Below are 12,506 nucleotides of genomic sequence, written 5' to 3'. Positions count from 1 at the left end.
AGAATGAGCCAATTTCATATTCATACTAGAACGAGAGCGCAGGAAAGTTCCAGCGCCATTGAACGCATGTACATTACCATGCGTCATTTATTTAATCGCGGTTTCTACAAACCCATGGGGGTTAGTGGGGAAACGCTAAGGGAGGCATTATTAATACTGCGCCCCGAAATCTATGGTTCCATTGCAGAGGATAAAATAGAATTACAAGGTTTAATGTACGTCATAGATCGTCTTCCCTATGGAATCGAAGAGTGTCGTTATATCAACCTTACTAGCGATGAAGGATATAAAAACTCCCACTTCGAACCCATTATTCCGTTAAAGAGAAGACGGCAATGTTACCGCATCGATGAGGAACAGATGAACATAGAGGTAACGCGCGGGCGTAGTGAGATCTATGACATCCTGACCCACCTCACTTTTCTGTATGTGGAATCGCATAAAATCATGCGTCAGGTATTGATCAATGATGAGGGAAGTTTAATCCGTGATTGGGAAAAACTGGAGGAAGCTGTTCAGAAAAAAGGCAAACTCAACCAAGAGCAGAAAGAAATTGCACTTACCCATACTGCGAATTTCCTAGGGCGTACGTTCGAAGAAGTATCCGAGGTATATCCGCAATTTTCATGTAAAGAAGACCCAGATAGGTTTCTAAAGATTATTTATTTCTTGGGGAAAGGAGCCATTGCGGAACATTTAAGGGATGAAAAGAGGCTTATCACGTTCAGTCCTGTATTAAGGGAACGCCTGGGGCATCATATCCATGGAGAACGATGGGCGTATAGGATTAAGCAGGAACTGCTCAACAATGGCCTTATAGGTCGTCCAATACACATTATAAGTGCGAATATGCACAGTGTAATGAATTCTTTATTTGCGGAGCATTCACTTACTACCGAGAAACGAGGTAAATCGAGGTTGGATATATTTGAAATGTTGAGTAAGTCCGAGAGTCAAAAGCTACGGGACAAGGTTAGCAAAAAGGCATCCGAACACGGAATGATATACCTTGAAGATGAGAGTGGCACCAATATAGATGTGCAGATTTTTGACACAGCAAGACTTCCGGACACAGTGTACCAGAAAAAAGAAGGCGTAGAAGCCCCGGTTATCATTGTTATGGACTATGCCTTTGGTGAGCAAGCGTACGAAACCATGGATGAGCTTCTTAAGCCACTAATGCAACAGGGTAAGCGAACATTTCTGAACGTTGATTCTGTTTCCATAATGGGAAAGGCAGGAATACTTGAAGGAGGCAAAGGGGACATCATGATACCTTCTTCCCATATTTTCGAAGGGACGGCGGACAATTATCCGTTCAAAAACCAGTTAAAGAGACGGGATTTTGAAAATGACGGACTTAATGTATGTACGGGCTCAATGATAACCGTATTGGGTACTTCCCTTCAAAACAGGGACATTCTCCGATTTTTCCATGAATCAACATGGAATGTTATCGGATTGGAAATGGAAGGTGCACATTATCAAAAAGCCATTCAATCGGCTTCTAAAATACGGGGAAGTATTAATCCCAAAGTAAAAGTAAGGTATGCCTATTATGCCAGTGACAATCCTCTGGAAACAGGAAGCACTTTGGCATCGGGTGGATTAGGAACCACAGGGGTAAAACCCACGTATACCATCACGGAAAAAATGTTAACGCAAATTTTAGAGTAACCTAAAAATATATTTTGATAAACAATAAAGTCTTAATTACTGGGGGAGCAGGATTCATTGGATCCAATTATGTGGGCTATGTTTTAGAGTCTACCCAGGATGAAATTTACGTCTTAGATAAGCTTACCTATGCGGGCGATATGAGAAACTTAGGAGGTTTTGCAGATCATTCCCGCTATCATTTTATACAAGGGGATATCTGTGATGAAGTATTGGTGAACGATCTGTTCGCAAAGCATCAATTCGATCGGGTGATTCATTTCGCTGCCGAATCACACGTAGACAACTCCATTTCTGGACCCGGTACTTTCATAAATACGAATATCGTAGGAACCTTCACTTTATTGCATGCAGCCTATAATACATGGATGAATGGACCTAATGACTTCAAAGAAGGCTTCGAAGCAGCACGATTCCTGCATGTGTCTACGGATGAAGTTTATGGTACTTTAGGGGAAACGGGCCTGTTTACGGAAACTACAGCCTATGCTCCAAACAGTCCATATAGTGCCTCTAAAGCATCATCAGACTTCATTGTGCGAAGCTATTTTCATACATATGGTATGCCTGTAGTAACCACAAATTGTTCGAATAACTACGGACCCAACCAGCATAAGGAAAAACTTATTCCTACCATAATTAGAAAGGCCATTTCTGGGGAACCCATTCCTATTTATGGAGATGGACAAAATATTCGGGATTGGCTGTACGTGCGTGACCATTGTGTTGGGATTAAGCTTGCTGTTGATAAAGGTGAACTTGGGGAAACCTATAACATAGGAGGTAGGAACGAACGCAAAAACTTATATATCGCACACACTATTTGTGATTTGCTGGATGAACTGAATCCAAAAGAAGGTTCTTATAAAGACCAGATTAGTTTTGTTACGGATCGTCCAGGACATGATTTTCGTTATGCCATTGATGCCACTAAAATAGAAGGGGAGCTTGGATGGCAAGCTGATGAAAATTTTGAAAGCGGTATTCAGAAAACCATTGAATGGTACCTAAACAACCAAGATAGATTGCTATGAAAGGAATCATACTAGCAGGTGGCTCGGGAACCCGATTGCACCCGTTAACACTAGCAGTAAGTAAACAGCTCATGCCAGTGTATGACAAACCAATGATTTATTACCCTCTGTCCACCCTTATGTATTCGGGTATTCGGGAAATACTTATCATTTCCACACCACAAGACCTACCCTTGTTCGAAAAACTATTGGGAGACGGAAAGAAATTTGGCTGTGATTTTCAATATGCAGTACAGGAACACCCAAATGGGTTGGCAGAAGCCTTCATTATTGGGCGCGACTTTATTGGTGATGATAAGGTAGCCCTTATTTTGGGGGACAACATATTCTACGGTAGTGGTCTTAAAAAGCTTTTACAAAGTAATAATGATCCAGACGGAGGGATCATTTACGCCTATCATGTTCAAGATCCCGAACGCTACGGAGTGGTAGAATTCGATGCCAATGGTAAGGCTCTTTCCATAGAAGAAAAGCCGGCAAACCCAAAATCGAATTATGCTGTACCCGGAATTTACTTTTTCGATAACAGTGTGGTAGAAATCGCTGCAAACATTGAACCTAGCGCAAGGGGTGAATTGGAAATTACTGACGTAAACAATGTGTACTTGCAGCAAGGAAAACTGAGCGTAAGTATATTGGACAAGGGCACCGCTTGGTTGGATACTGGAACGTTTGCTTCCCTAATGCAAGCATCTCAGTTTGTTGAGGTTATTGAAGAGAGGCAAGGTCTCAAAATTGGCGCCATAGAAGAAGCTGCCTATGAAATGGGCTATATTACCAAGGAAGAACTAATAAAACTTGCAGAACCGCTACTTAAAAGTGGTTATGGCAAGCACTTAATTCAATTGGACTAGTTTTGGAAATTATACAAACCCCGCTAAAAGATTGTTTTGTTGTAAAACCCAGGGTTTTTTATGATGATCGAGGTTTCTTTTGTGAAACCTTTAATGAAAAGGCCTTTACAGCAGCCACTGGTATAACCACCCCTTTCGTTCAGGACAATCAATCCGTATCTTCAAAAGGAGTGCTTAGGGGGCTTCATTTTCAAACCGGGGAAATGGCCCAGGCAAAATTGGTGCGCGTTATTCAGGGCGAGGTAATGGACGTAGTTGTCGATATCCGTAAGGATTCGGAAACCTTCGGAAAGCATTATTCAATTGTTTTGAGCGACGAAAACCATCTTCAGTTATTCGTACCACGAGGATTTGCACATGGATTTATTACCCTTTCTGAAAAATCCATTTTCTCTTACAAATGCGACAATTTCTATCACAAGGAAAGTGAAGGCGGAATCATTTATAATGACGCAACCCTGTCGATCGATTGGCATCTTGCCAAGGAAGATTTGTTAATTTCAGAAAAAGACCTAGAACTTCCCTCTTTTGAGGAAGCAATTCAATGAGCAAAGTACTGGTAACAGGTGCCAATGGACAGTTGGGCAAGTGCATAAAAGATGCCTCTAAAAACTTTAACGAACATTCTTTTGTTTTCGTAAGCCGGGAACAACTTGATGTGGCGGACAAAGTTGCCGTACTATCGACTTTTGAGAAAGATTCCTTTGACTATTGCATTAATGCCGCTGCGTATACCAATGTGGAAAAGGCTGAAAGCGACAAGGACAATGCGTACAGGGTAAATGCAGAAGGAGCAAGGAATATAGCCGAGGCCTGTAATGAAACCAAGACAAAGCTCATCCATATTTCCACAGACTATGTGTTCGATGGAACTAAGACATCCCCGTATGTGGAATCTGATGCAACCAACGCTTTAAGTGTATATGGGGCATCAAAACTGAAGGGTGAAGAATGGATACGGGAAAAATGCGCAAGACACTTTATCCTGAGAACTTCTTGGTTATACTCGCAATACGGACATAACTTTTATAACTCTATGTTGCGATTTGCGGAAGAAGGAAGGAAGCTTTCCATAACCACGGAACAATTGGGAACGCCTACGAATGCAAACGACTTGGCAATGGCTGCCTTGCAAATAGTAGACGCATCCAGTGAAGCGTATGGAATATATCATTACAGTAATGAAGGAGCTGCTACATGGTTCGATTTTGCAGAGGCCATATTTAGGCATACGGGAAAATTAGATAGTGTAACCCTTGAAAAAACCGACCATTACCGTACTTTTGCAGCCAGACCGGCATACAGTATACTGAACAAGGAGAAATTCTTTCAGCAGTTCAGTGCTCCACGGTTGGATTGGCAAGAGTCGTTAAAGATTTTAATTGACAATAATAAACGTGTTTGACCCATGGATCAGAACAAAGAAGAAATTGATATTTTTTATGTCTATCAGGCGTTCCTAAAAAGGCTTAAAAGCTTCTTTAGGGAGTGCTTCAAAGCATACGATTTTATAATCAAGAAGTGGGTATTGTTACTTATACTCATCCTGGTTGGGCTTGGAAGTGGGTTCTTCCTCAATTCCCTTAAAAATGATATAAAGGAAGCAGAGATCTTGCTAAAGACAAACTTTAAGTCTGCAGATTATGTATATAGTGTGGTAGAATCCCTGAATGCCAAGATTACGGAGAAAAGGGAAACCAAGAAAAGATTCTTTAGGGAAGAAGGGATCCCAACAGTATTTGCCGAAATGGGTGAAATGACCCTAGAGCCTGTAATAAACCTAAGGGATTTGGTAGATGGTTATGAACCCAACTCACCTACTTTCGATGGGATATTACGCTATGTAGAATTCGAATTTGAGGAGGACGGCGAGATTACCCAAATTGCGGAAACGTTTACCGGGCAGTACAAATACCATAAACTTAGGATTTTAGTGACCGATTCTACCCAGAATAGTGTTATTGATACCTTGGTATCTTACATTAACAGAAGTAAGTACCTAACGGATTATAAGAACATTTACCAAAAAACCTTAGAAGATGGTATCGTAAACAATAAGGAAACCATCAAACAGATAAATTCGGTCATTGAAACTTACAACAGAAATGAATCGCTGCCCACTAGGTCAAGTGATATCTACGTGGTAGACAAGAATTTCAGTGTAGCACAGCTTTTGGCGACTAAGGTAGAGCTCGAGAAAGAAATTGAAACCTTTAGAAGGGAAATTGTAGAACTGGATCAGGTAGTGGTCAACATGAACCACCCTACCCTGTACAAAAAAGAGCGACCCCTTTTCGAAAATAATATGTTCCTTATCCCAATACTTCTGGTGTTTGGTTTCTTGGGCATTGCGTTCGCTAGGTATGTCTACAGATCCCTTAGGAGCTTCTCAAGCGAACAGGGTTCATAAACTAGCAATTGCGTTTGCTTACGGGCAAGCAGGGTAAGGGGTATGGATATTCAGAACAAGTTGCTTGGTTTTTTTAAGTCTACGGTAGTAGGCAGAAGCATCAATGTTCTGTTACTTCGAGTCTTAGGGGTAGTACTTTTTTTTTTAGTTACCACCCTTATTACCCAAAACTTTCCAGCTTCCCTTGTGGGGGAATATGATTTTAGTAGATCACTATTACTTGTCTTGGGTACCTTGGCCATCTTCGGGATGCAGTCTTCTGTTATATATTACTCGGGCTTTTTAGCCTCATTGGGACGACTATCCTATATAAAGAGAGTGTATGTACAAATGATAGTTATCGTGTTCGCACTTTCGGTATTGATCCTTTTGGGAAGTCAATTATTTCGAATTGAAGCTATTTCAAAGTTCACAGGTTTTGATCTTTCATCCAATGTAGCAAAAACCATTCTTGCGGTTTTCTTTTACGGTGTTACCATGTTGAATATTGATACCTTCCGAGGAATGGATAAGATTTATGTTTCGGAGGTGTTTAGAAATGTATTGCGATATATCTTTTTCTTTGGAGCCGTTTGGTATTTATTCAAAATGGGAGAATCGGGGCACTTGGTTGATGCGTTCCTGCTCAATTTTGTACTACTGGCATTGCTATCATCAATTGTTATTTTGTGGCATTTTACCAGATTGCGGTTTGAAGAATCCGGCAAGACCATATCGATAAATTACAAGGATATTTTGAAGCGATCCGCTCCAATGGCGGTAAGCGCTGCTTCTTTTCTGCTTATGCAGAGCTTAGATGTGTTAATGCTAACGTATTTCACCGATTTTGAAACTGTTGCCTATTACAGTGTTGCCGTAAAGCTAACCCTGCTCATTTCAATTGTGCTGTCTTCCGTTAATGCAGTTATAGCACCAAAAATTGCCGAGCTTTTTGCATCGAGTAGTATGGAAAAGCTCAAGAACACCATAAAAAAAGGAACACAGCTTATTTTCGTGTTGACCGCACCCGTGATTATACTGTTGGGTATTTTTTCCACGCATGTGCTAGGGTTTTTTGGGGAGGGATATGCAGTAGCTAAAATGGCACTAATCATTCTATTGGTTGGACAAATAGTGAATACATTCTGTGGATCAATTGGTGTGTATTTGAACATGACCGGAAAGCAAAAGAAATTTCAAATCATCCTCATTTCCGCCTTAGTAATCAATATTGTTCTCAATTATATTTTAATTCCGTTATATGGGATGGTAGGAGCAGCGATTGCTACCTCTGCCAGTATGATATTATGGAATGCAGTTGCTGTACTGTATGTATACAGGACAGATAATGTTAAAACCTTTTTAAGCTTTTGATGGAACAGTTTGCTATAGATTTTTTTGTTGTAGGGGCCGCTAGAAGCGGAACGACTTCCCTGTACCAATATCTGAAACAGCATCCCAATGTTTTCCTATCGGAGGTCAAGGAACTAAATCATTTTTCGGAAGTAGAATCCAACGATCATTCGGATTACAAAACACCCAAAAAAGGGGAAAGCTATCATACCAAAATCATTAAGTCCTCGGAGATCTATGAAAGTCTTTTCTCTGAAGCAGGCCCAGAACAGAAAAAAGGGGACATAAGCCCTTCCTATTTATGGGGCAATACCACGGCCCAACGGATTTATAGCCATAATCCCGAAGCGAAAATCATCATTACATTACGAAACCCAATAGATAGGGCTTTTAGCCATTACGTTATGAACTACGGAGTGGGTTACGACCGTGAGGATAGCTTTAGAAAGGCCCTTAATGCTAAACTGGATCGTGTTTGGGGTGGCGGCAATTTGTATGTGGAATGGAGCACCTATTTCGATGCAGTGAAAAGTTACTACGATACTTTTCCAAGGGAGCAGATTAAATTGCTGGTTTTTGAAGACTGGACCCGAAATCGGGATCAAACCCTGAGGGATATCTTCCAATTCTTGGGAATTGAATCTACCATTGACATAGACCATGACACACAGCACAATAAAAAGACAGCATATAAGAATATTGGATTGTTGAACTTTTTACGTGGTAGATTCATTAAAAATGTAGTAAAAGCATTGATTCCCCATTCTCTTCGTGATCGTGTTAAGGATCGCTATTTTTCGGCCACGGAAACGAACTTGAAATTGGACGATCAATTGAGGGCAGAACTGAAACAACAATTTGAAGAGGATGTTCGAAAGCTTCAAGAATTAACAGGAATTCATTTACTGGAAAAATGGGGCTTTACTGAAGGCAAAAAGGCAAAGATAGAATGATAAGCAAACAACATAAGGTAATTTTTGTTCACGTTCCCAAGGTGGCGGGTCAAAGCATTGAGACGATGTTCCTCAACGAATTGGGCCTGGACTGGGAAGGCCGCGGAAGTTTGTTACTCCGTAAAAAAGAACCTTCTGAAAAAGGCCCGTATAGATTGGCACACCTTACCGCTTCCGAGTATGTCGATTTGGGATATATTGACGAGACCCTTTTTAAGGAGTATTTCAAGTTTTCCTTCGTGAGGGATCCCTATAAAAGAGCGTTCTCATTTTATAACTTTTTGGGGTATGCGAAGATCATCAGCTTCAAGGACTTTGTGTACCAAGTACTACCTAAAAAACTTGAGGAAAACCAGTTCTTTTTCAAATCCCAGTATGATTATCTTTACGACTCTAGCGGAGAGTTAATGGTCGATTATTTGGGACGACTGGAGACTATAAAGGACGATATTGAAAAGGTAAAGGAAATTTGTGGGTTGCAAAGCGCAACCCTGCCACATGTAAACAAATCTAAAGGGGAGTGGAACCGTGCTGTAGGGCATTTGGTGCGGACTCCTTATTTATTGAAATATTTGAAACTAAACAGTAAAAAACAGCAATTTGAAACTGTTTTTACACAAGAAATAAAGGATAAAGTATACCAATTATATCAGAAAGATTTTGAAGCTTTCGGGTATGAAAGATAGATTATGAGCCAAAACCTCGTACGACTGGGAATTGTATTGCTTATCGTGGCGCTCTGGACAGAGAACCTCGAGATTTCCTTTTTGGTCTCAATAGGGGTGTTGTTCCTAAACTTTAGCACGAAACTCTCTAAAGAGACTTTTACCATAACCTCCATTCTATTTGGTTTGCTCGGGATTGGTCTGTTGAGCCTATTTACTTTCGATGGTGGTATATATGATTTTGTAAAGGACTTTGTCTATTTCCTGCGCCCCATCACAGTCCTTCTTGCGGTGTATTTTTCCGTGAAGAACCTGGAGAAAAAAACAGACTTTTTTAATTTGTTGGTACTCACTGGCTTCGCTTTTGCTTTTATTCATATAGTTCATATTTCGGTAGAAATCATTGGTATGAGACCCAATGTGGAGAAATTCAGGAACAAATTTGGTCGCTTTAACCATGTGGAAATGCTTGCGTTGTTTTCAGTGATATGTGTTAAGGGAATTCCTGTAAAAAAGACAAGGCTCAAGGTGCTATACCAGTTCTTTGTCCTTTGCTTAACAATTTCCTTTCTTCTGTATTTTTCAAGAACCATGATGGTCGTTCTGGTCCTGATGGTTTTAGGATACTACGGTTATCTGAAATTGAATGCACGAGGAGCCATAGCCTTGTTCGGAATGTTCGTAATGGGAGGATTGTTCATTCTGTTCCTAAGTCAATATGAACCTACCGAAACAAAAGACCCTGGGCTTATCAGTACGTTTCTAACGAAAATGAAGAACTCGTATACCGAAACCCTCGAGCCTATCAAGTTTGATAAAAACCAATTGGATAGAAGGGAATTGTGGCCCAGGTGGAGAGCCTATGAAGCCAGTTTGGTATGGAATGAAGTAAATGAAGAAAAATCTTGGTTTACGGGTAAGGGTTTTGGCTCGACGGTAGATGTAGGGTTCGACATTTTTCTTCAGGGTGAGGAAATAAGGCACCTTCCTACGGTACATAATGGAGTGGCGTACGTATACATGAAGACCGGCTTAATTGGCTTGCTGGTGTACCTTTCCATGATAGGAATGCTGTATATGCAATATTACAAGGAGGAAAGTATCGGGAATAATGTCTCCTTTAACCGTCTATTGGTGGGATGTGCATTTTATATATTTGCGTCTAGTTTGGTGGTGACAGGGATATTTAAGCCATATGATATGGCAACATTTTTAATTGGCGGTATTTTGGCCTTAAAACAGTACAACGATTTTGAAAATAGGAATATTAGGGACGAGGGGAATTCCTAACTATCATGGTGGTTTCGAGCAATTTGCCGAGTTTTTTGCTGCGTTTCTTGTAGCTAAAGGGCATGACGTATACGTGTATTCCTCGCATACACATCCATACCAGGAGAAAACCTTCAAGGGTGCAAATATCATTCATTGTAAAGATCCTGAGGAGCGAATAGGAACTGCTGGCCAGTTTATATATGACCTCAATTGCATTCTTGACGCCAAGAAAAGGAATTTCGACATTTTGCTTCAATTGGGATATACCAGCAATTCAGTTTGGTACAAATTACTACCCAAAAAACCGTTGATCATTACCAATATGGATGGATTGGAGTGGAAACGCTCCAAATACAGCAAACCAGTGCGGTATTTCCTGAAACATGCCGAGAAATGGGCGGTTAAAAGCAGTGATTACCTTATTGCCGATTCCATTGGAATCCAGAACTACTTGAAGAAAAAGTACGATCGGGAATCCCGGTATATCGCATATGGCGCCGAAAAGTTTGCCAGCCCAGACGATTCTATATTGAATGAATACCATCTTGAACCACAAGGGTATAATATGCTTATTGCCCGAATGGAGCCGGAAAATAATATCGAGACCATATTGGATGGAGTAGCCAAGGCAAAAAGCACCACTCCTTTTTTGGTCGTTGGGAAGCACGATACCAATGCTTTTGGAAAGCACCTCACCCAGAAATTCGAAAAGGTAAAACACATCAAGTTTTTAGGCGGGATTTATAACTTCGATCACCTCAACAACCTAAGGTACTATTCCAAGTTGTATTTTCATGGTCATAGCGTAGGGGGAACCAACCCTTCATTGTTGGAAGCAATGGCAAGTAATGCACTCATTATTGCACATAAAAATGAGTTCAACGGAAAGATATTGGAAGAAGATGCGTTCTATTTTACAAGCCCCGATGAGGTCGCAAATTATATTGATACGATTAAAGAGAAGTCTAGCTACGGCAATTTCTTACGGAACAATTGCGATAGGATAAAGAACCAGTTTTCCTGGGATATTATTAATAACAAGTACTTAGGTTTTTTCGAAGAAGTACATGCAAAGGATTAAGGAAATATTACGATCCGAAGACACTTTCGGTTATGTGTTGGCGGCCTTGCTAATAAGCCTCCCCTTGCCGTATGCGTACAGTTCGATTGCAACTATTGTTTTGGGCAGTTTGTCCTTCTTCTCCTTTCTCCTTCATAAAAAAATTACTTGGAAGACGGCCTATTGGGTTCCACTTGGCATGTTTGCCCTTATGGCCATTTCGTTATTGTGGAGTGAGAATGTAGATAAGTCGATTCGTGGAATAGAGCGTCAACTTCCCTTTTTAATTATTCCCGTGGCATTTCTATTGATGCCTGAATTATCAAGGGATACTTGGATAAAAGTATTGTATCGTTTTACAGCAGGCATGACGATTTTTGCATTGTTCTTCATTGGTGTTGGGGCTTTCCAATTTATAAGCACAGGTAATTCGGAAGTATTCTTTTACCATCAGTTGGTTTCAGTGTTTGAACTGAATGCCATTTATGTATCCTGTATGGTCGCGCTAAGCCTTCTTTTTGTGGCCTTTTATTCAAAAAGAAGCCTCATAAACGTGGCCATAGTTACAATTCTTTTTGCTTTTCTCTTATTGTTATCCTCTAAAAACATGGTAGTTATCACACTACTTTGTGGTTTCATAGGTCTTTGGATTAGTAAGCGATTCTTTTCGAAAAAAAGACTGATAGTATTGGGGATTGTTGCCTTCTGTGGTGTTCTTGCTTTCTTATTTAGCCCTTTGAAACAGCGTATGGAAGAAGAGCTTACGTCAAATGTGAAGGAGGTGCTAACCTGTGAAAGATTTAATAGGGTATATCCTTGGACAGGAACAACCATTCGGTTATTTCAGGCGCGTATTTTCTATGAAATGGCAGATGAAAACGATTCCTTTTTAACGGGGTTTGGAATCAACGCTTCCCAGGAGAAGATCGTTGAGAAACAAAACCATTACAATCTGTATTGGGGGTATAATGTATATAATTTCCACAACCAATATATTCAGGCTTTTTCGGAACTGGGGATATTTGGGTTTATTGGAATTCTATTGCTGCTTTTTTTCATTTTGAGAGGCTATCTTGACAACAGGGAACTCTTTCTTTTGTTCTTTTTTATTGTAATGGCCTCTGTTTTTGTGACCGAATCCTATATCTGGAGGCAACGAGGAATGCTGCATTTCCTTATATTATTTGGTATGATGGTAAAAATCACACTAGGAACGAAAGACCATCACCAAAAGATAGCTGAATAGGAT

At 40.4% G+C, this 12,506-nt stretch carries 12 protein-coding genes; all 12 read left to right on the top strand.

Annotated features, from left to right (window positions below):
• The first annotated feature begins 3 nt into the window (after positions 1-3).
• From AC6JAD_RS06165 to AC6JAD_RS06110, 12 genes are read left to right on the top strand one after another with little or no spacing between them, the layout of a single operon-like run.
• Positions 4-1,677: a DUF6909 family protein gene (locus tag AC6JAD_RS06165; protein WP_461304417.1), complete on the top strand. Its 1,674-nt coding sequence runs from the start codon at positions 4-6 to the stop codon at positions 1,675-1,677.
• 14 nt (positions 1,678-1,691) lie between these two features.
• On the top strand, positions 1,692-2,711 hold the full coding sequence (gene rfbB / locus AC6JAD_RS06160) for a dTDP-glucose 4,6-dehydratase (protein WP_461304416.1): 1,020 nt from the start codon (positions 1,692-1,694) through the stop codon (positions 2,709-2,711).
• Positions 2,708-3,565: a glucose-1-phosphate thymidylyltransferase RfbA gene (rfbA, locus tag AC6JAD_RS06155; protein WP_461304415.1), complete on the top strand. Its 858-nt coding sequence runs from the start codon at positions 2,708-2,710 to the stop codon at positions 3,563-3,565. The genes rfbB and rfbA overlap by 4 nt, the downstream gene beginning before the upstream one ends.
• Before the next feature lie 2 nt (positions 3,566-3,567).
• Positions 3,568-4,113 (top strand): dTDP-4-dehydrorhamnose 3,5-epimerase, encoded by a 546-nt coding sequence (rfbC, locus tag AC6JAD_RS06150; protein ID WP_461304414.1) that lies wholly within the window; start codon positions 3,568-3,570, stop codon positions 4,111-4,113.
• Positions 4,110-4,970 (top strand): dTDP-4-dehydrorhamnose reductase, encoded by an 861-nt coding sequence (rfbD, locus tag AC6JAD_RS06145; RefSeq protein WP_461304413.1) that lies wholly within the window; start codon positions 4,110-4,112, stop codon positions 4,968-4,970. The genes rfbC and rfbD overlap by 4 nt, the downstream gene beginning before the upstream one ends.
• A 3-nt stretch (positions 4,971-4,973) precedes the next feature.
• Positions 4,974-5,975: a hypothetical protein gene (locus AC6JAD_RS06140; protein ID WP_461304412.1), complete on the top strand. Its 1,002-nt coding sequence runs from the start codon at positions 4,974-4,976 to the stop codon at positions 5,973-5,975.
• Positions 5,976-6,017: 42 nt separating this feature from the next.
• Complete coding sequence (locus AC6JAD_RS06135; RefSeq protein WP_461304411.1) at positions 6,018-7,328, top strand: MATE family efflux transporter; 1,311 nt, start codon at positions 6,018-6,020, stop codon at positions 7,326-7,328.
• Positions 7,328-8,260: a sulfotransferase family protein gene (locus AC6JAD_RS06130; protein WP_461304410.1), complete on the top strand. Its 933-nt coding sequence runs from the start codon at positions 7,328-7,330 to the stop codon at positions 8,258-8,260. Before AC6JAD_RS06135 ends, AC6JAD_RS06130 begins: the two co-directional genes overlap by 1 nt.
• Positions 8,257-8,946: a sulfotransferase family 2 domain-containing protein gene (locus AC6JAD_RS06125; RefSeq protein ID WP_461304409.1), complete on the top strand. Its 690-nt coding sequence runs from the start codon at positions 8,257-8,259 to the stop codon at positions 8,944-8,946. Before AC6JAD_RS06130 ends, AC6JAD_RS06125 begins: the two co-directional genes overlap by 4 nt.
• 3 nt (positions 8,947-8,949) lie before the next feature.
• On the top strand, positions 8,950-10,215 hold the full coding sequence (locus tag AC6JAD_RS06120; protein ID WP_461304408.1) for an O-antigen ligase family protein: 1,266 nt from the start codon (positions 8,950-8,952) through the stop codon (positions 10,213-10,215).
• On the top strand, positions 10,178-11,278 hold the full coding sequence (locus AC6JAD_RS06115) for a DUF1972 domain-containing protein (RefSeq protein ID WP_461304407.1): 1,101 nt from the start codon (positions 10,178-10,180) through the stop codon (positions 11,276-11,278). The genes AC6JAD_RS06120 and AC6JAD_RS06115 overlap by 38 nt, the downstream gene beginning before the upstream one ends.
• Positions 11,265-12,503: an O-antigen ligase family protein gene (locus AC6JAD_RS06110; RefSeq protein WP_461304406.1), complete on the top strand. Its 1,239-nt coding sequence runs from the start codon at positions 11,265-11,267 to the stop codon at positions 12,501-12,503. Before AC6JAD_RS06115 ends, AC6JAD_RS06110 begins: the two co-directional genes overlap by 14 nt.
• The last annotated feature ends 3 nt before the right edge of the window (positions 12,504-12,506 follow it).

This window comes from Aureisphaera sp. (assembly GCF_059726885.1).
This window is presented reverse-complemented; position numbering and strand designations above follow the sequence as displayed.

Coding starts and splice junctions, on each gene's coding strand:
- AC6JAD_RS06165 (WP_461304417.1), top strand. CDS start 4: ATGAGCCAATTTCATATTCATACTAGAACGAGAGCGCAGGAAAGTTCC.
- rfbA (WP_461304415.1), top strand. CDS start 2,708: ATGAAAGGAATCATACTAGCAGGTGGCTCGGGAACCCGATTGCACCCG.
- rfbD (WP_461304413.1), top strand. CDS start 4,110: ATGAGCAAAGTACTGGTAACAGGTGCCAATGGACAGTTGGGCAAGTGC.
- AC6JAD_RS06140 (WP_461304412.1), top strand. CDS start 4,974: ATGGATCAGAACAAAGAAGAAATTGATATTTTTTATGTCTATCAGGCG.
- AC6JAD_RS06135 (WP_461304411.1), top strand. CDS start 6,018: ATGGATATTCAGAACAAGTTGCTTGGTTTTTTTAAGTCTACGGTAGTA.
- AC6JAD_RS06130 (WP_461304410.1), top strand. CDS start 7,328: ATGGAACAGTTTGCTATAGATTTTTTTGTTGTAGGGGCCGCTAGAAGC.
- AC6JAD_RS06125 (WP_461304409.1), top strand. CDS start 8,257: ATGATAAGCAAACAACATAAGGTAATTTTTGTTCACGTTCCCAAGGTG.
- AC6JAD_RS06120 (WP_461304408.1), top strand. CDS start 8,950: ATGAGCCAAAACCTCGTACGACTGGGAATTGTATTGCTTATCGTGGCG.
- AC6JAD_RS06110 (WP_461304406.1), top strand. CDS start 11,265: ATGCAAAGGATTAAGGAAATATTACGATCCGAAGACACTTTCGGTTAT.